Annotated in this window: 15 protein-coding genes and 1 pseudogene; 4 read left to right on the top strand and 12 right to left on the bottom strand. The window is 63.5% G+C overall.

Going from position 1 to position 19,028, the window contains the following annotated elements; translation table 11 throughout:
* Nucleotides 1-44 precede the first annotated feature (44 nt).
* On the top strand, nt 45-1,196 hold the full coding sequence (locus AC628_RS10385; RefSeq protein WP_074126756.1) for an ABC transporter substrate-binding protein: 1,152 nt from the start codon (nt 45-47) through the stop codon (nt 1,194-1,196).
* A 127-nt stretch (nt 1,197-1,323) separates the two neighbouring features.
* Here the strand turns inward: AC628_RS10385 and AC628_RS10380 are convergent, their stop codons facing one another.
* The 4 genes from AC628_RS10380 to AC628_RS10365 all read right to left on the bottom strand — a co-directional run bounded on the left by AC628_RS10380 (nt 1,324) and on the right by AC628_RS10365 (nt 5,530).
* Nucleotides 1,324-1,719, bottom strand: a complete 396-nt coding sequence (locus AC628_RS10380; protein ID WP_074126755.1) for an endonuclease domain-containing protein — start codon at nt 1,717-1,719, stop codon at nt 1,324-1,326.
* Nucleotides 1,720-1,986: 267 nt separating this feature from the next.
* Entirely contained in the window at nt 1,987-2,718 is a 732-nt protein-coding gene (locus AC628_RS10375; RefSeq protein WP_074126754.1) for an ABC transporter ATP-binding protein, read from the bottom strand.
* Nucleotides 2,715-4,484, bottom strand: coding sequence for a branched-chain amino acid ABC transporter ATP-binding protein/permease (locus AC628_RS10370; protein ID WP_074126753.1), 1,770 nt, complete (start codon nt 4,482-4,484; stop codon nt 2,715-2,717). The genes AC628_RS10375 and AC628_RS10370 overlap by 4 nt, the downstream gene beginning before the upstream one ends.
* Before the next feature lie 5 nt (nt 4,485-4,489).
* Nucleotides 4,490-5,530, bottom strand: a complete 1,041-nt coding sequence (locus AC628_RS10365) for a branched-chain amino acid ABC transporter permease (RefSeq protein ID WP_050425474.1) — start codon at nt 5,528-5,530, stop codon at nt 4,490-4,492.
* 179 nt (nt 5,531-5,709) lie between these two features.
* Here AC628_RS10365 and AC628_RS10360 point away from each other — a divergent pair, with 179 nt between their 5' ends.
* Nucleotides 5,710-6,228 (top strand): MarR family winged helix-turn-helix transcriptional regulator, encoded by a 519-nt coding sequence (locus AC628_RS10360; RefSeq protein ID WP_050425473.1) that lies wholly within the window; start codon nt 5,710-5,712, stop codon nt 6,226-6,228.
* Between the two features lie 108 nt (nt 6,229-6,336).
* Here AC628_RS10360 and AC628_RS10355 read toward each other — a convergent pair whose 3' ends face one another.
* Nucleotides 6,337-6,822 carry an adenosine-specific kinase gene (locus AC628_RS10355; protein ID WP_074126752.1) on the bottom strand — a complete coding sequence of 162 codons (486 nt, stop codon included), beginning with the start codon at nt 6,820-6,822 and terminating at the stop codon, nt 6,337-6,339.
* A gap of 349 nt (nt 6,823-7,171) precedes the next feature.
* Here AC628_RS10355 and AC628_RS10350 point away from each other — a divergent pair.
* A pseudogene (locus AC628_RS10350) lies at nt 7,172-8,342 on the top strand (saccharopine dehydrogenase family protein).
* A 45-nt stretch (nt 8,343-8,387) separates the two neighbouring features.
* On the opposite strand, the gene AC628_RS10345 reads toward AC628_RS10350, so the two are convergent.
* Nucleotides 8,388-9,113: a phosphorylase family protein gene (locus AC628_RS10345; RefSeq protein WP_074126751.1), complete on the bottom strand. Its 726-nt coding sequence runs from the start codon at nt 9,111-9,113 to the stop codon at nt 8,388-8,390.
* A gap of 289 nt (nt 9,114-9,402) precedes the next feature.
* On the opposite strand from AC628_RS10345, the gene AC628_RS10340 reads away from it, so the two are divergent.
* Nucleotides 9,403-10,593 (top strand): GNAT family N-acetyltransferase, encoded by a 1,191-nt coding sequence (locus tag AC628_RS10340; RefSeq protein ID WP_074126784.1) that lies wholly within the window; start codon nt 9,403-9,405, stop codon nt 10,591-10,593.
* On the opposite strand, the gene AC628_RS10335 is transcribed toward AC628_RS10340, so the two are convergent.
* From AC628_RS10335 to AC628_RS10310, 6 genes are all read right to left on the bottom strand, one after another.
* Nucleotides 10,590-11,873 (bottom strand): glycerate kinase type-2 family protein, encoded by a 1,284-nt coding sequence (locus AC628_RS10335; RefSeq protein ID WP_074126750.1) that lies wholly within the window; start codon nt 11,871-11,873, stop codon nt 10,590-10,592. The two genes, AC628_RS10340 and AC628_RS10335, sit on opposite strands and share 4 nt — an antisense overlap.
* 213 nt (nt 11,874-12,086) lie before the next feature.
* Complete coding sequence (locus AC628_RS10330; protein WP_074126749.1) at nt 12,087-13,319, bottom strand: ABC transporter substrate-binding protein; 1,233 nt, start codon at nt 13,317-13,319, stop codon at nt 12,087-12,089.
* A 202-nt stretch (nt 13,320-13,521) separates the two neighbouring features.
* Nucleotides 13,522-14,748 (bottom strand): ABC transporter substrate-binding protein, encoded by a 1,227-nt coding sequence (locus AC628_RS10325; RefSeq protein ID WP_074126748.1) that lies wholly within the window; start codon nt 14,746-14,748, stop codon nt 13,522-13,524.
* Nucleotides 14,749-14,908: 160 nt separating this feature from the next.
* The gene (locus AC628_RS10320; RefSeq protein WP_074126747.1) at nt 14,909-16,135 is read right to left on the bottom strand and encodes an ABC transporter substrate-binding protein; all 1,227 of its coding nucleotides are present in this window, start codon (nt 16,133-16,135) and stop codon (nt 14,909-14,911) included.
* 241 nt (nt 16,136-16,376) lie between these two features.
* Complete coding sequence (locus tag AC628_RS10315) at nt 16,377-17,603, bottom strand: ABC transporter substrate-binding protein (protein ID WP_074126746.1); 1,227 nt, start codon at nt 17,601-17,603, stop codon at nt 16,377-16,379.
* Nucleotides 17,604-17,721: 118 nt separating this feature from the next.
* Nucleotides 17,722-18,951, bottom strand: coding sequence for an ABC transporter substrate-binding protein (locus AC628_RS10310; protein ID WP_074126745.1), 1,230 nt, complete (start codon nt 18,949-18,951; stop codon nt 17,722-17,724).
* Nucleotides 18,952-19,028 lie beyond the last annotated feature (77 nt).

The raw sequence follows: 19,028 nt of genomic DNA, 5'->3' as shown, positions 1-19,028 counted from the left end.
AAAACTGGTTTAAATCCAAAAAACTTATCCGCAGGGAGGAATGAATGAGGAAGGCCACTCTCGCCGCAGCGGCGCTCGCAGCTGTTTTCGCGCTGCCGGGCGCGCCCGCACTGGCGCAGACCAATGAAATCACCATCGGCATCTCGATCTCGACCACCGGCCCGGCCGCGGCACTCGGCATCCCCGAGCGCAACGCGCTCGATTTCGTGCCGAAGGAGATCGCCGGCGTGCCGCTGAAGCTGATCGTGCTCGACGATGCCGGCGATCCGACGGCGGCAACCACCAATACGCGGCGCTTCGTCACCGAGTCCAAGGCCGACATCATCATGGGCTCCTGCATCACGCCGACCACGATCGCGGTGTCGACGGTCGCCAACGAGGCCGGCATCCCGCATCTCGGCCTCGCGCCGTTCCCGATCAACGACGCTCGCGCAAAGTGGTCGGTCGACCTGCCGCAGTCGATTCCGATCATGGGCAAGGTGCTCTACGAGCACATGAAAGCGCACAACATCAAGACCGTCGGCTATATCGGCTATTCGGATTCCTACGGCGACCTCTGGGTCAACGACTTCAAGGCGCAGGCCGTGCCGATGGGCCTCACCATGACCGATGAGGAGCGCTTCGCGCGTCCGGATACGTCGGTCGCGGGCCAGGTGCTGAAGCTCGTCGCCGCCAATCCCGACGCGATCCTGGTCGGTGCCTCCGGCACCGCCGCGGCGCTGCCGCAGACCGCGCTGCGCGAGCGCGGCTACAAGGGCCTGATCTACCAGACCCACGGTGCCGCCACGATGGACTTCATCCGCATCGCGGGCGCGTCGGCGGAAGGCGTCATCATGTCGGCCGGTCCGATCATGTCACCGGAAACCCAGGCCGACAGCGCGCTGACCAAGAAGCCCGGCCTCACGCTGAACGCGGCCTATGAAGCCAAGTACGGCGCCAACAGCCGCAGCCAGTTCGCCGGCCACTCCTTCGATGCCTTCGAGGTGCTGAAGCGCATCATCCCGACCGCGCTGAAGACCGCCAAGCCCGGCACGCCGGAATTCCGCGAGGCGATCCGCCAGGCGTTCATCTCCGAGAAGGAGATCGTCGCGAGCCAGGGCGTCTACAACTGGACCGAAAAAGACCGCTACGGCCTCGACGACCGCTCGCGCATCCTGCTGACGGTCAAGGACGGCAAGTACGTCCCGGCGATGTGATTTGATCGCTGCTTTCCAGGCGAATGAGCCGGTCTTCGAAAGGAGGCCGGCTTTTTCTTACCCTCCCCTGGAGGGGTAGGGTCGCTTCGCATCGCGCCAGCGATGTGAAGCGGGGTGGGGTGACGCTCTATCGTCGTCGGTGGTGCGTCAGTGGAACGGCTTCCGCTTCGCGAGCACCGTAGAGCTCGACATAGATCCGCTCCAGAACCGCGTTTAGGTCGCCGCCGACCTCCGAATTCCAGAACCTGACGACGCGATATCCTTCCCGCTCGAGCCATTGCTGACGCTCGCGATCGCGCTTTGCCATTTCATCTTCGTTGTGATGTCCGCCATCCAGCTCGATGATCAAGCGCTTGGCCGGACAGAAAAAGTCGACAACGTAAGGACCAATCGGAGCCTGACGTCGGAAGTGGGAGCCATCAGCCGGCAGCTCCCTCAACGCTCGCCACAGGATTCGTTCATGTGGAGTCGTATTCGCCCGCAGCTTCTTCGCGGTCGCTCTGCGGATTGATGTCGAGACCATTTGTGCGGCTTCACCCCACCCCGATCGCACCCGACGATGCTGCGCATCGCCGCGTGCGCTCGACCCTCCCCCTCCAGGGGAGGGTGAAGTGGAGCGCAATCCCTGCGCGAATGCAAGCGTGGCCAGAAATGTATCTCTGAGGACGCGCCTTCCTTCATCCTCCCCTGGAGGGGGAGGATCGACGCGCATGTAATGCGCGGCGAGGTGGGGTGACAGTCTCTCCGCGCTGGTGGTGCTTGAACCGCCGCAGTCGTCGCACGTCAGCGCTCAAATCGCGCTATCGCCCTCGTGCTGGAAGCCGAGATAGCTCGCGGCGACGCCCTTGTTGGCGGCGATGTCCTTGGCTGAACCTGACAGCACGAACTCGCCGAGCTCCATCACATAGGCGCGATCGGCGATCTGCAGCGCGGCCTGGGCGTTCTGCTCGACCAAGAGCACCGAGACGCCGGCCGAGCGGAGCTCGCCGACGATGCGGAAGATGTCGGCGACGATGATCGGGGCAAGGCCGAGGCTCGGTTCGTCCAGCATCAGGAGTTTCGGCGCGCCCATCAGCGCGCGGCCCATCGCCAGCATTTGCTGCTCGCCGCCGGAGAGTGTGCCGGCGAGCTGCTTGCGCCGCTCCTTGAGCCGCGGGAACAGCGCGTAGACCCGCTCCAGCGAGGTGGCCGCGACCGCCTTCGCGATACGGAAGGCGCCGAGCTCGAGATTGTCCTCGACATTCATGCTGCCGAACAATTCGCGATGCTCGGGCACGAGGCTGAGGCCGGTGGCGACGCGGTCCTCGATATCCAGCGGCGCCATGTCGGTGCCGGCGAAGGCGGTGCGGCCCCTCAGCGGCAGCACGCCCATGATGGCATTGAGCAAGGTGGTCTTGCCGGCTCCGTTGGCGCCGATGATGGTGACGATCTCGTTGCCCGCGACGTCGAGCGAGACGCCGCGCACGGCCTCGACCTTGCCGTAGGAGATGTGGACGTCGATCACCGATAGCAGCGCGTTCATGCGGCAGCTCCGAGATAGGCCTTGATCACGTCGGGGTTGCGCTTGATCGCGGCCGGCGTGCCCTCGGCGATCTTGGTGCCGAAATCGAGCACCACGATGCGATCGGCGAGATCCATCACGAACCCCATGTCATGCTCGACCAAGAGCACCGACATGCCGCCGTCGCGCAGCTGTCGGAGCAGTGCGGCGAGCCGCTGCTTCTCCATGTGGCGTAGCCCGGCGGCCGGCTCGTCCAGCAACAGCAGCATCGGATCGACGCACAGCGCACGGGCGATCTCGACGATACGCTGCTGCCCGAGCGACAGCGAACCCGCGAGCTGGTCGATCTGGTCGGACAGGCCGACGCGCGCGATCTGCCGCGCGGCTTCCGCCAGCAGTTTCGCCTCATCCGCGCGGTCGAGCCGCAGCATGCTGGCGATCGCGCCGGAATTGCCGCGCAGATGCGCGCCGATCGCGACGTTCTCCAGCACGGTCATGTCGGGCACCAGCTTGACGTGCTGGAACGTCCTGCTGACGCCGAGCTTGACCACCTCCTGCGGCGGCGCGTTCTCGACCTCCTTGCCTTGCACGAAGATCTTGCCGCCGGTCGCAGCCAGCACGCCAGTGATCAGGTTGAAGGTTGTGCTCTTGCCGGCGCCGTTGGGGCCGATCAGCGCGACGATCTCGCGTGCGTTGACGTCGAACGAGACATCGTTCACGGCGAGCACACCGCCGAACTGTTTTCGTGCTTTCTCGATATGCAGCAGCACCGGTGACGTTCCCGGGGCACGTTCACGGTGTTCCAGCTTCACCGACGTGTCCGGTGTCTTGCGGGTGGGCTTGAACGGCAGCTTTGACATCAGCCAGGGCCAAACGCCCTGCGGCGCCAGCTGCAACAGCAGCACCAGCATGATACCGAACACGATGGTCTCGAGCTGGCTCTGACCGCCGAAGATGTAGGGCAGGTAGCTCTGCAGCACCTCTTTCAGGATCACGACGATGGCGGCGCCGAGCACGCCGCCCCAGACATATCCGGCGCCGCCGACGACCGCGATGAACAGATACTCGATGCCGGCCTGGGCACCGAACGGCGTCGGGTTGGCGGCGCGCTGGAAATGCGCATAGAGCCAGCCGGACAGGCCGGCCAGCACCGCGGCATAGATGAACACCAGCAGCTTGGCGCGCGGTGTCTGCACGCCGAAAGCTTCGGCCGCGACATGGCCGCGCCGCAACGCGCGGATGGCGCGCCCGGTGCGGGAATCCAGCAGGTTCATGGTCAATAGCGCGGAGAGTAGCACCGCGACCCAGATCGCGTAGTAGATCGTATCCGGGCTCAGCATCTTGAACGCGCCGATCGACAGCGGCGGAATGCCGGAAATGCCGTCGTTGCGGCCGAGGAATTCCAGCTTGCTGAACAGATAGAACAGGCCGATGCCCCAGGCGATGGTGCCGAGCGGCAGATAGTGGCCCGACAGCCGCACCGTGACGAGGCCGAGCAGCACCGCCGCAATGCCGCTGACCAGCAGCGAAGCCGGCAGCGTCAGCCACGGCGAGACGCCGTAGGCGGTGGTCAGCACCGCCGTGGTGTAGGCGCCGAAGCCGCAGAATGCGGCCTGCCCGAACGAGGTGAGGCCGCCGACACCGGTCAGCAGCACGAGGCCCATCGCGACCAGCGCGGCGAGGCCGATATTGTCGAGCAGCACGATCCAGAACGGCGGGATGCCTGGGACAAGCGGGATCACCGCCATCACGAGCGCGAAGATGATGAGAGGAAGCCGCTGCGTCATCGCGCTCAATCCTTCTCTTCTTCGACCTGGGGCGCCGCAAGCGAGCGCAGCACCAGGACCGGAAGGATCAGCGTGAATACGATGACTTCCTTGAAATTGCTGGCGTAGAACGACGAGAAGGCCTCGACGATGCCGACCACGATGGCCGCGACCGCGGTCAGCGGATAGCTGACCAGCCCGCCGATGATGGCGGCGATGAAGCCCTTCAGGCCGATCAGGAAGCCGGTGTCGTAATAGAGCGTTGTGATCGGCACGATCAGGATGCCGGAAATCGCGCCGATGACCGAGGCGAGCAGGAACGCGATCTGGCCCGACAACGTGGTGCGGATGCCGACCAGGCGGGCACCGAGCCGATTGACCGCGGTGGCGCGCAGCGCCTTGCCGGTCTTGGTGTAGCCGAAGAACAGCCACAGTGCGACGATGAAGCCGACCGTCAGGCCATAGACGGCAAGGCTCTGGCCTGTGAAGCGCAGCGGACCCGCGGTCACCGCGGCGCTCGACAGCGCCGGGCCGCGCAGGCCTTCGGCGCCGAAGAACACGAGGCCGAGGCCCTGCAGCGCCAGATGGCAGCCGACCGATGCGATCAGCAGCACCAGCACGGAGGTGTGCGCGATCGGCTGGAACGCGATGCGGTAGAGGAACAGCCCGATCGCCGCCACGATCAAGAGCGCGAGCGCAATGTTGACGGCGATCGGCGTGTGTGGGCCAACCAGCGCATAGACGAGGCCGAGCAGCGCCACAGGGAAGACGATGTTGAGCGCGACCGAGCGGATCACCAGCCGCGCGTGCAGCGCCTTGCGGGCGAAGAACAGGTCGAGCGCGAAGGCGACGAGGCCCATCGCGACGGCAAGTCGCGCCGTGCCGGGCACCTGGCCGGTCGCCAGCATGGCGTAGCTCAGCGCGCCGTAGGTGACGAATTCGCCCTGCGGGATCAGGATCACCCGCGTCACCGCGAACACCAGCACCAGGGCCAGCCCCAGCAGTGCGTAGATCGCGCCATTGGTGATGCCGTCCTGCAGCAGGAACAGCATGATCGTCGTGTTCAAGGCCGAGCGCTCCCCCTTAAGCGTCGGACCGCCGCAGCCGGCTGTGCCGGTTGGGTCGGCCGATATCGGCTGTTGAAAGCAGCCGATATTTGATATACCCGATAACAATTATTAAATATAATCTCAAGGTCCCCGAGCGTCCCGCGGGGATTTTGTACCGGGATTGCGAGCCTGGAGCGATGACTGTTTCAAAGACCGCCTCCGATGCCGCCAGATCGTCGCGCGCCCTGCGCAGGGAACCGGTCGATCCTGCCGGGGACGACAGCATGCTGCAACTGGGCGAACTGTCCGGATTGCTCGGCTATTCGCTGAAACGCGCGCAGCTCAAGGTATTCGAGGACTTCCTGCGCTGCGTCGCGCCGCTGCAACTGACGCCGGCGCAGTTCTCGGTGCTGCTGCTGCTCGACAAGAATCCGGGCCGCAACCAGACCGAGATCGCCAATACGCTCGGCATCCTCAGGCCGAATTTCGTCGCCATGCTGGACGCGCTGGAAAGCCGCGACCTTTGCGCGCGGATGCGCTCGACCAACGACCGCCGCTCCCACATCCTGGTGCTGACCGACCGGGGCCGCGCCGTGCTGGCGCGCGCCAAGAAGCTGGTCGCCAACAAGCACGAGGCGCGGCTGATCGAGGTGCTCGGCCCGGCCAACCACGCCGCGCTGCTGGAGATGCTGGCGAAACTCGCGCAGGAGTTTTGAGCGGGGACCCCTCAGGCGTCATTGCGAGCCGCCGGCTCGCGCGAAGCGGAAGCAACCCATCTCGCCACGTGGCGGAAAATGGATCGCTTCGCCACTCCCATCCAGCCGCTAGAGCTTGTAGCCGATCTTTCGCAGCAGGTCCTTCCGCCACGCAATGTCGGCGTCGGTTTCGACACCCAGCGGAGAGGCGCCATCTATCACGCCGAGCACGCCGCGACCGAGCTCCGTTTGCGCGACGATCACCTGTGTGGGATTGGCCGTCGCACAATAGACGCGGCAGATCTCCGGCACTGCGCGGACCGCAGCGAGCACGTTGACGGGGAAGAACCCGTCACCCAGGAAGATCAGGAAGGTGTGGCCGGCGCCAATGGCCAATGCGTTATCGCGTGCGAGGGTGAGTGAGGCTTCGTCGTTGCCCGAGCAGCGTACCAGCCGCTTACCGGAGGCCTCGCAGAAGGCCAGCCCGAAGCGGATGCGCGGAACCGCGCCCACCACCGCCTCGTGGAGGTCTTCCACGGTCTTGATGAAATGCGACTGGCCGAAGATGAAGTTGGTCTCGTCCGGCTTCGCAATCGGCACCACGGTGAGTTCCATGGCTTCGCTCCTGCACAGTGAGCTACGTGATCCATGGTAGGCCGTCGGAAGGTGATTGCAAGCCGCCACGGGCGTCCGTTGCCGGCCTGCCAGCAAGCTCCCGGCCGGCGTTGCAGCTCAGCTTCCCATGGCCGACCCGGCAGGAAGAAAGTGGAGCGGCCAAAACGACGCGAATGACCCTCGCTGGACGGTGCGCGCCCACAGACGGGAACTGTGATATTCTCTGTCAAGCGCACGATGGGGGGCCCGGACGTTGCACGCCCACCGGCGATAATGGCCGCGAAGCGTACCGAGCGATTGCACAAGGATGCGAACGCCGCGCTCCCGGACTTCGAGGAGGATCAACGCCGTGAAGCGGGACTTCGACCTCATCGTCCATGGCGCGACGGGCTACACCGGCCGCCTCATCGCCGAATACCTGGCGACATCCTGTCGCGGTGACGATGCTCCGTCCTGGGCGATTGCAGGACGCTCGACCGACAAGCTCCAGAAGGTGCGTGCCGACATCGGCGCACCAGATGATTTGCCGTTGGTGAAGGCGGATGCCGCCGAGCCAGCCAGCATCCGTTCGATGTGCGAGCGTGCGGCCGTGATCATCACGGCGGTCGGGCCTTATCAGCTCCACGGTTCCGAGCTCGTGGCGGCCTGCGCGGCCACGGGCACGGCCTATGTTGATCTGTGCGGCGAACCGGCCTGGATGCGGCGCATGATCGATGCCCATCACGAGGAGGCGAAACGAACCGGCGCGCGCATCGTCTTCTCCTGTGGCTTCGATTCCATCCCGTTCGATCTTGGTGTGCTCACGTTGCAGGAGAAGGCGCGCGAGAAATTCGGACGCCCGGCGCGGCGGGGTCAAAGCCCGCCTGCGCAAGGTGAAGGGCGGCATGTCTGGCGGCACCGCCGCGAGCGCTCAGGCGACGTTAGCCGCTGCGGCGCGCGACCCGACTCTGATCCGGCTGCTGACCGATCCCTTCGCGTTGACGCCGGGGTTCACCGGGCCGTCTCAGCCGTCGGGCCTTATCCCCGAATACGACCCGGGCATGAACGCGTGGCTCGTGCCGTTCCCGATGGCGCCGATCAACACCAAGAACGTGCACCGTACGAATTTCCTGTTGGGTCATCCCTACGGCACCGACTTTGCGTATGACGAGATGATGGTCGCGCCGGGATTCGGGGAATTCGGTCGCGTCGCGACGGAGACGTTCGCCACGGTGGTTTCCTTGTTCGGGACCGGCGGTCTCAAACCCGGCGCAGGTCCGACCCGGGACGAGCGCGAGAAGGGCTTCTATGACATCCTCTTCGTGGGCGAGTTGCTGGACGGTCGACGGGTCGAGGCGGTCGTCACGGGTGACGGCGATCCGGGCTATGGCTCGACCAGCAAGATGATCACCGAAAGCGCTCTCTGCCTCGTGCGCGAGGTGCAGGGCGAGGGCGGCATCTGGACGCCGGGCGCGCTCATGGGGCCGGCCTTGCGCAAGCGTCTGAAGGAGCGCGCCGGCCTCACTTTCAGTGCGCGTTGAGGTCACGCAGTCGGCAGGTACAGCAGCCCGTTCGGTAAAGAGCGACTAGAGCGCGATCATACGGTCTTCCGCTACGATGCCTGAGTTCGGCTCCGACTCATCTGCTTGCAACGAAGGCAGCCCTAATCCAGGGCCAAGCAATTGACGGCAGCGAAGCAGCGCTGCGAATCCGAACAGTGCGTCGAGACCGGTCCGAAGCAGCATCGGCAACTCGCTCGGCTGTCTCATTATCGCACGGGTCAGCGCGGCGAGATCGATCGTTCCGTTTGCACGCACTGCAGCCAATGCAGCGGCAGGAAGCTGCCGGCCGGCCGGATCCATGATAACGCGGAGGGCAGTCATAGGCAGGCCGCGCGCTGCAGCGACACTCGCCGCCACGTGGGATTCGTTGTCGACCGCCAGTGCGCCTGTGCTCATATGCAGCGAGCGCTTCGCCTCTGGATGCATGGCGATGGTTGTCACGCCAGCGATAGGGCCATAGATCGAACCGGGGATGAGTCGAAGCAAGGCTTGCGACCAGTTCCGATCAGTGGAGAGCTGAATCGTTTCCGAAACGATCGTCGATCCTACGATGCATGCGCCTGCCGGGAGATCGGGCGAAAGGCCGCCCGCGATGCCAAAGCTGATGAGACCGTCGCAATCCTCAGCAATTGCCGACGCGAGAGACTCCGCGAGCGTGCTGCCATCGCCTCCGCAGATCGCCTGCGCATGCAGGTCTGCAGCGATCCGTGCCTCAAATGCAAGTCCCGTGACTCCAATCACCGCTGCCATGAGTCCTCTCCCTGATGCCGCGCTGGACGACGGGTGCCCGCCCACCGCAAGGCACGCACTTGTATCATTGGCGCCAATGCGTGTGGGCCGTGTCAGGAGTGTTCTGCTCCAGCACCCGATCGCAAATGACTAATGAGTTAGTTTCTGACGGATATGTCAGCTGCTTTGTTTTGCCGTCGTGATAAATGCTGCCCTACGGGCCGGGATCGGTGGCGAGCGTGAGATCGTGCCGGAGGCTGGAACAGCGCACTCGACGAGCCAAATCGGCGACCTCTCGGGGCGCGAACTGATGCAATATCCGTGGCGTCTCCAAGTCATTGTGCGGAACGATTTGAAGCATTGTCCGCGCTGGCAGTTCGCCTTCGCGAACGAGCGCAAGGATCATCGATACTATGAGTTGGTCGAGGATACCCTTCATCCCGAGTTCGACTACGGGTATTTCGTCATTAGGGATGCGGTTGACCAGGCCTATGCTGTACAGCCATTTTTCCTGATGGACCTGGATTTGCTAGCCGGTGCGAGCCCGCGGTTTGGCGTGCTGATCGACGCCGTTCGCCGGATGTGGCCAGGTCTGATGCGCGCCCGTGCGCTCATGGTGGGGTGCGTCGCCGGGGAAGGTCATCTTGACGGGGACGAGGCCTGCCATCGGGGCCGCATGGAACTGCTGGCCTCAACGATTGCAGTACATGCTCGCAGGCTCGGGGCGCGGCTGATCGTATTCAAGGAGTTTCCGGCGCGATACCGATCAATCCTCGACTGCCTGATTGCTCACGGGTTCACCCGCATCCCCAGCCTGCCCATGACCAGGCTTTGCATCGATTACGCCAATTTCGATGAGTATATGGATCACGCGCTCAACAGCGCAACCCGCAAGAAGCTTCGCAAGAAATTTGAGGCGACAGCGCGGGCCTTCCCACCCATCGAGATGAGCGTCATCAACGACGCGACGCCGGTGATCTCGCAGATCTATCCATTGTATTTCCAAGTCTATCAGCGTTCGAAATTGCACTTCGAAAAGCTGACGGAACAATACTTCTGCGACTTGGGGCGGCGGATGGGGGACAAGGTCCGCTTCTTCCTCTGGCGTCAGAACGAGCGGATCGTCGCGTTTGCTGCGTGCATGGTACACGGTGACGCGATTTATGCGGAGTACATAGGCCTCGATTACGATGTCGCCTTAGACCTGCATCTCTATCATTACGTGTTTCGCGACATGGTGAGCTGGGCAATCGCCAACGGGTACCAATGGTTTCGCAGCGGCGGGCTGAATTATGATCCGAAGCTGCACCTGAGGCACTTGCTTGACCCGATCGACTTATACGTTCGGCACACCTCCACGCCGATCAACGCCGTGTTGAAGCGCATTTTGCCGGTGCTCGAGCCGACGCGATATGACGAGACGCTTGCGAAGTTTCGTAACTATCAGGAGCTTTGGGCGCAGCCCGAGACTGGCCCTGGGTCCGTCGAGGATACGGCCTAATCCACCAAAATCACCCGGACATCGTTGACATTGGTCAGCGTCGGCCCGGTCAGCAGCAAATCCCCGGTCTGTGCGAAGAAGCCCGTGGCATCGTTGTTCTCGAGATAGGCCCTGGGATCGAGGCCGATCGATTTCATCTTCGCGAACGTCGCCTGATCGATCACCGCGCCTGCGGGGTCGGTGGCGCTGCCGGCGCCGCCATCGGCGCCGTCGGTGTCGGCGGCGAGCGCTGCGATGTCAGGCGTATCCTTCAGCAGGTCGACCAGCGCCAGCGCGTATTCCTGGTTGGGGCCGCCGCGGCCGCTGCCGCGCACGGTCACGGTGAGCTCGCCGCCGGAAATGATCGCAACGCGCTTGCCCTCGCTGCGCGCCTTCAGCGCAAGCCGCGCGTGTTCGGCCGCGACCTCGCGGGCCTCGCCTTCGAGATCGGCGCCGAGTGCGATGGTCTCGTATCCTGAGTCCTGCGCGACCTTCACCGCGGCGTCGATCGACGCCTTCGGCCTCGCCAGCAGCTCGAACGTCGCCCGCGCAAAGGCTGGATCGCCGGGCTTGCAGCTCTCGTTCCTGGGATCGTCGAGTGCGCGGCGGACCGCATCATCGACCGAGAGATTGTACTTGGCGACCAGCGCGCGGGCATCCGCCAGCGTGGTCGGATCCGGCACCGTCGGCCCCGAGGCGATCGCGGAGGGATCGTCGTGCGGCACGTCCGAGATCGCCAGCGTGACGATCTCGGCAGCGTGCTGGCCGGCGCGCGCCAGCCGTCCGCCCTTGATCCGCGACAGATGCTTGCGGACGGTGTTCATCTCGCCGATCGGCGCGCCGGAGCGCAACAGGGCGCGGTTGACCTGCTGCTTCTGGGCAAAGCTCACGCCCTCGACGGGCGCGATCCAGTTCGCCGAACCGCCGCCGGTCAGCAGCACCAGCAGCAGATCGTCGGGCGTGGCTTCCGCTGCCAGCCGCAGCGTATCGTCGGCGGCGCGCAGGCCGGCTTCATCGGGTACGGGGTGCCCGGCCTCGACCACCTTGATGCGGCGGGTCGGCACGCCATGGCCGTGGCGGGTGGTCGCGATACCAACCAGCCGTGACGGCTCGAGGCCGAGCGTATCGAGATAGTGCCGCTCCGCCGCCGCGGCCATGGCGCCGGCGCCCTTGCCTGCGGCGAGGCAGATCACGCGGCCCTTCGGCACCGGCCGCAACCGCGACGCCAGCACCACATCGGGATGCGCAGCCGCCACCGCGGCATCGAAGATCGAACGCAGGAAGGGACGTCGGTCGGTCATGGCCGTGCTTTCTTCAGACGGGAGGCGCCGTTGGTTTCCGTTCCCCCTCCCGCTTGCGGGGGAGGGCCAGGGTGGGGGTATCGCCGCTGGTCACATCGTGGAGAGAGCCCCCACCCGGTTCGTATCTTTGATGCGATCCGACCTCCCCCGCAAGCGGGAGAGGTGAAATGAAACCGCGGAGGCCGTGGCGCAACCAATGACGTCGTATCGAGTTTAGTTGCCGCCAATTTCGCCGCTGATGACGTCGCCGAACAATTGCCAGCGCTCGCCCTTGAACTGCATCAGCTGCAGCTGCTCGATCGGCTGGAAGTCGTTCGGACCGGTCGAGAGCGTCACGCCGGGCAGCAGGCCGCCTTGCGCAAACTGCTTCAGGCTCGCCGCCTGCTTCATCACATTGGCGCGGGTGAGGTCGTCGCCGCATCGGCGCAGCACCTCGACCATGGTGGTCGCCATGTTGTAGCCGGTCATCGCCGAGGCATCGACCCGGTTGGTGTCGGGCATGTACTTGGCGAGCAGCTCGTCGAACGCCTTCATGCCGGCGTCGTCCTTCCACTGCGGATCGCTGGCGTCCTTGGCGTAGGCTGCCGAGATCACGCCCTGCGCATTGTCGAGCCCGGCCGGGCGCATCACGGTTGCGGTGGAGGCCGAGACGTTGGAGACGATGGTCACCGGCTTCCAGTTCATCTCGCCGAGCTTCTTGATCGCCTGGGCGCCGAACTTCGGTGTGGTGAAGAAGATGATGACGTCGGGATTGGAGGATTTCAGCCGCACCACATGGGAATCGATGGTGGGTTCGGCAACTTCGTAACTCTCCTTAGCGGCGATCCGCGCGGGGTCGCCGGCGAAGCCGTCTTCCAGGCCTTTCAGGTAGTCCTTGCCCATGTCGTCGTTCTGGTAGAGCACCGCGACCTTGGCGGTGGGCTTCTCCTTGAGCAGATATTTCGCGTAGATTCGCGACTCGCTCTGGTAGCTCGGCAGCCAGCCCATGGTCCACGGAAACGCCTTCGGATCGTTCCACTTGGTGGCGCCGGTCGCGACGAACAGCTGCGGCACCTTCTTGGCGTTGAGATATTTCTGGATCGCGGTGTTGGAGGCGGTGCCGAGCGTGCCGAACAGGAACAGCACCTCGTCGCTCTCGACCAGCTTGCGCGCCTGCTCGACGGCCTTCGGCGGCGAATAGGCATCGTCATAGGAGATGAAATTGATCTTGCGGCCGTTGATGCCGCCGTCGTCGTTGACCTTCTTGAACACCGCGGTCATCGCCTTGCCGACCACGCCATAGGCCGACGCCGGGCCGCTATAGGGCACGATATTGCCGACCTTGATCTCGGTGTCGCTCGCGCCGGTGTCGTATTTCTTCTGCGCCCAGGCGGCATTGCCGGTCGCGGCGGCGACGGCAAGGCCAAGCAGGGCGGTTGCGACACGGTGACGGATCGGCTTCGGCATTTCCCGAAAACTCCTTGTTGTTGCCGCCGCAGGGGCGACGGTTTCTTGCCGGGTTTCCTAGCGCATTGCCAGGCAAAGCGTAAGCAGGCATCTCGCGGGGCCGGCCGGCGAGCCGCCGCCATGACCAATGAAAAGGCCAATGAAAAAGCCCCCTGCGACGGTATCGCAGGGGGCCATTGTCAGTCGACCGTCGGCGCGACAATCAGCCGCCGACGTCGGCGCTGATGACCTCGCCGAACAGTTCCCATTTCTCGCCCTTGAACTTCATCAGCTGCAACTGGCTGATCGGGGCGAAATCGTTCGCGGCGGTATTGATCTTGATGCCGGGCAACAGCACCTCGGTGCGGAAATCCTGCAGGCTCGCCGCCTGCTTCATGATGTTCTCGCGGGTCAGGTTGTCGCCGCACTGCTTGAGCACCTGGACCAGCGTCTGCGCCACGCCGAAGCCGACCACGGTGCCGCCGTCGAGCTTGTCGCCCTCGGGGAAGTCCTTGGCCATGAAGGCGTAGAATTCCTTCATGCCGGGATCATTGTCCCATTGCTTGTCGGAGGCATCCTTCAGATAGGCGGCGGAGATGATGTCCTGCGCGTTCTCGAAACCGGCCGGCTTGATCACGCTGCCGACCGAGGCCGACACGTTGTTGAGGAAGTGGGTCGGCTTCCAGCCGATCTCGGCGACCTTCTTGATCGCCTGCGCCGCGAATTTCGGCGTCGCGATGTCGATGAAGACGTCGGCGTTGCTCGCCTTCAGCTTGACGATGTTGCTGTCGATGGTCGGCTGGGAGGTCTCGAAGCTCTCCTCGGCGACGATCATGCTGGCGGCCTTCTGGCCGAGGCCGTCCTTCAGGCCCTTCAGGTAGTCCTTGCCGTAATCGTCGTTCTGGTAAAGCACCGCGATCTTGGCGTTCGGCATGTTCTTCAGGATGTACTTGGCGTAGATCTGGGTCTCGCTCTGGTAATTGGGCTGCCAGCCCATGGTCCAGGGAAAGTCCTTCGGATCGTTCCACTTGGTCGCGCCGGTGGCGACGAACAGCTGCGGCACCTTCTTGGAGTTCATGTATTTCTGGATCGCCGAGTTCGACGGCGTGCCGAGCGAGTTGAAGATCAGCAGCACCTCGTCGCTTTCGACCAGCTTGCGGGCCTGCTCCACGGCCTTCGGCGGCGAGTAGGCGTCGTCGTAGGAGATGAAGTTGATCTTGCGGCCGTTGATGCCGCCGGCGTCGTTGATCTTCTTGAAATAGGCGGCCTCGGTGCGGCCGATGATGCCGTAGGCGGAGGCGGGGCCGCTGTAGGGCATGATGTTGCCGATCTTGATCTCGGTGTCGGTGGCGCCGGTGTCGTATTTCTTCTGGGCCAGCGCAGCGCTGCCGGATGTCGCGACGAGCGCAAACGCGGCCCCGAGGACCGCAAGTCTAGTGGTAACGGACATTGATGTCTCTCTCCCTGTTGTCAGACGAATGTGTCGCGGCCCCTTGTTTCGAGGGCTCTGTTATTTGGCTGCAATGACTACCATTTCAGGCGGCCCGTCTCAATGAAAAGCCCCTGCGACAACGCCGCAGGGGCCGCGTCTTTAGTCGACAATTTAAGGGTTAACCGCCGACGTCGCCGCTCAAGATGTCGCCAAAGCGGTCCCAGGTCTCGCCCTTGAAGCGCATCAGTTGCAGTTGCGAAAGCGGCGCGAAATCTGTCGCCGAGGTGTTGACCTTGATGCCCGGCAACAAGCCGCCGAGTTCGAGGTCGCGCAGGCTGGCGGCCTGCTTCATGATGTTCTCGCGAGTCAGATTGTCGCCGCAGGCCTTGAGCACATGCACCAGGCCCTGCGAGACGATGTAGGCGTACATCACGGAGGCATCGGCGCGGTTCGCTTCTGGATAATACTTATCGAGGAATTCGTTCCAGGCGATCATGGACTTGTCGGTCTTCCACTGCGGATCGGTCGGATCCATCAGGTATTGCGACGAGATGATGCCCTGGGCGGCCTCGAAGCCCGCCGGCTTGATCACGCTGCCGATCGAGGACGAGACGTTGTTGAGGAAGTGCAGCGGATGCCAGTCGACCTCGGCGTTCTTCTTGATCGCCTGCGCCGCGAATTTCGGCGTCGTGATGTTGAAGAACACGTCGGCGCCGGAGGCCTTGAGCCTGACGATGTGGGAATCGATGGTCGGCTCCGTGACCTCGTAGCTGTCCTCGGCGACGATCATCGACGCTGCCTTGCTGCCGAGCCCGTCCTTGAAGCCCTTCAGGTAGTCCTTGCCGTAGTCGTCGTTCTGGTAGAGCACCGCGATCTTCGCGTTCGGCTTGTTCTTCAGGATGTACTTCGCATAGATGATCGACTCGCTCTGGTAGTTGGGCTGCCAGCCCATGGTCCAGGGGAATTCCTTCGGGTCATTCCACTTGGTGGCGCCGGTGGCGACGAACAGTTGCGGCACCTTCTTCTGGTTCATGTATTTCTGGATCGCCGAGTTCGGCGGCGTGCCGAGCGAATTGAAGATCAGCAGCACCTCGTCGCTCTCGACCAGCTTGCGCGCCTGCTCGACGGTCTTCGGCGGCGTGTAGGCGTCGTCGTAGCTGATGAAGGTGATCTTGCGGCCGTTGATGCCGCCCTCGGCGTTGATCTTGCGGAAATAGGCGTCCTCGGTCTTGCCGATCACGCCATAGGCGGAGGCCGCTCCGCTATAGGGCATGATGTTGCCGATCTTGATCTCGGTATCGCTGGCGCCGGTGTCGTACTTCTTCTGGGCAAGTGCCGCGCTGCAGGATGCGGAGACGAGCGCGAGCGCAACGGCAATTGCCGCCAGATGTCGTATTGCAGACATACGGTTTCTCTCCCTGATGGCAGATGATGTGTCGCGGCCCCCTGTTTCGAGGGCTCATTGTTGTCAGCAAAAGCTATCATCTTACCTGGGGCGTCTCAACGAAAAGCCCCCGCGGCATGGCCGAAGGGGCTGCGTCTTTAGTCGCGCTCGCCGATCTGCCCGCGCCAACCGCGGAGATTGCGGTGAGTGCTGGCGACGCTGTTGAGTTGAGCGCGCGGATGCCAGCGGCAGTCCGCGAAGATCAGTTGCTCAGATTGCTCGAAATGATGTCGCCGAACAGCTCCCACTTCTCGCCCTTGAAGCGCATCAAGCGCAGTTGCTTGATCGGCGCGAAGTCGGTCGCCGAGGTGTTGATGCTGATGCCCGGCAGCAGCGTGTCGGGGACATAGTCCTTCAGGCTCGCCGCCTGCTTCATGATGTTGGCGCGGGTGAGATCGTCGCCGCACATCTCGAGCACGTGCACCATGGTCTGTGCGGCGGCGTAACCGTAGGAGGTGGCGCCGTCGAGCTTGTTGGCGTCGGGATAATCCTTCTTGAGGAAGGCGAGGAATTTCTGCATGCCGGGATCCTGATTCCATTGCGGATCGGCGCCGTCCTTGAGGTAGGACGCCGACAGGATGCCCTGCGAATTTTCGAAGCCGGCCGGCTGCATCACGCCGCCGACCGAGGCCGAGACGTTGGCGACGATCTGCAGCGGTGTCCAGGCGATTTCGGCCGCCTTCTTGATCGCCTGCGCCGCAAATTTCGGTGACGTGACGCTGATGAACGTATCGGCGCCGGCGGCCTTCAGCTTGACGATGTGACTGTCGATCGCGGGTTCGGAGGTTTCATAAGCCTCCTCGGCGACGATCATCGACGCCTTGTCGCCGAAAGCGTCCTTCAAGCCCTTGAGGTAGTCCTTGCCGAAGTCGTCATTCTGGTAGAGCACGGCGACCTTGGCGTCGGGCTTGTGCTTCATGATGTATTTTGCGTAGACCCGCGCCTCGTCCTGGTAGGACGGCTGCCAGCCCATGGTCCACGGATAGTTCTTGGGGTCGTTCCACTTGGAGCCGCCGGAACCGACGAACAGCTGCGGCACCTGCTTCTCGTTCATGTACTTTCGGATCGCAGCGTTGGTCGAGGTACCGACCGAGCCGAACACCAGCAGCACCCCGTCGTCCTCGACCAGCTTGCGGGTCTGCTCCACGGTCTTGGCCGGCGAGTAGCTGTCGTCATAGCTGATGAACGTGATCTTGCGGCCGTGGATGCCGCCGGACTCGTTGATCATCTTGAAGTAGGCCGCCTCGGTCCGGCCGATCACGCCATAGGCTGAGGCGGGGCCGCTGTAGGGCACGGTGTTGCCGATCTTGATCTCGGTGTCGCTGGCCCCGGTGTCGTAGTTCTTCTGCGCCAGCGCGACATTGCAGCTCGTCAGGATCAGAGCGAATGCGGACAACAGCGCCGTCAGGGACGGACGTGCGGCAGTCATGGTTTCCCCACCTCGGGTTCTTCGTTTCGGGTATTCAATACCATCGGCGCGAGGCGTCAACAAAAAGCCCCCGCGACTGGTATCGCGGAGGCTGTTGTTTTATTCCCGCAGTGCAACGTCACTCCGAGGGGACATCGCCGGAAATGATGTCACCGAACAGCTCCCACTTCTGGCCCTTGAAGCGCTGCATCTGCAGCTGGGCGATCGGGGCGAAGTCGGTGGCCGAGGTGTTGATCTTGACGCCGGGCAGCAGGGTGTCGGGCGTGAAGTCCTTCAGGCTCGCCGCCTGCTTCATGACGTTGGCGCGGGTGAGATCGTCGCCGCACATTTCCAGCACCTTGGCGAGCGTCTGGGCGGCGCCATAGCCGTAGACGTACCCGCCATCGGTCTTGTCGGCGCCCGGCATGTACTTGTCGAGAAACTCGGCCCACTTCTTCATGTTGGGATCGTTGGCCCACTGCGGATCGGCACCGTCCTTGGCATAGGCCGCCGACAGCACGCCCTGGGCGTTGTCGAAGCCGGCCGGCTGCATCACGCTGCCGACCGAGGCCGACACGTTGGTGATGATCTGCAGCGGCTTCCAGCCGAGTTCGGCGGTCTTCTTGATGGTCTGCGCGCCGAATTTCGGCGTCGTGTAGATCAGCAGAACGTCCGGATTGGCGGCCTTGATCTTGACGATATGGCTGTCGATCGACGGCTCGGAGATCTCGTAGCTCTCCTCCATGATGATGCTCGTGGCGGCCTTGGCGCCAAAGCCGTCCTTGGTGCCCTTGAGGTAGTCTTTGCCGAAGTCGTCGTTCTGATAGAGGATCGCGACCTTGGCGTCGGGCTTCTCCTTCATCAGCCATTTGGCATAGATCTGGGCTTCGCTCTGGTAGCTCGGCTGCCAGCCCATGGTCCATGGGAAGTTCTTCGGATCGTTCCACTTGGTGGCGCCGGTGGCGACGAACAGCTGCGGAATCTTCTTGGAGTTCAGGTATTTCTGGATCGCGGTGTTGGACGGCGTGCCGAGCGGGTTGAAGACCAGCAGCACTTCGTCGCTCTCGACCAGCTTGCGTACCTGCTCGACGGCCTTCGGCGGCGAATAGGCGTCGTCATAGCTGACGAAACTGACCTTGCGGCCGTTGATGCCGCCGCGGTCGTTGATCATCTTGAAATAGGCTTCTTCGGTCTTGCCGATCACGCCGTAGGCGGAGGCTGGTCCCGAATAGGGAATGATGTTGCCGACCTTGATCTCGGTATCGTTCGCGCCGGTGTCGTATTTCTTTTGGGCGAATGCGGCGGTTGACGTCGCGGCAACAGCGACGATCGCCGCGGAAATCGCGGCGATCCTTAACGTAGAAAGCATAATGTCTCCTGGTTTGGTTCTATAGGCGCTTAACTGGTTTGAGCATGATCTCCTTCGGAAAACCGCTTCGCACTTTT

Source organism: Bradyrhizobium sp. NAS96.2, assembly GCF_001908235.1.
In the GTDB taxonomy this organism is placed as follows: Bacteria; Pseudomonadota; Alphaproteobacteria; order Rhizobiales; family Xanthobacteraceae; genus Bradyrhizobium.
This window is presented reverse-complemented; position numbering and strand designations above follow the sequence as displayed.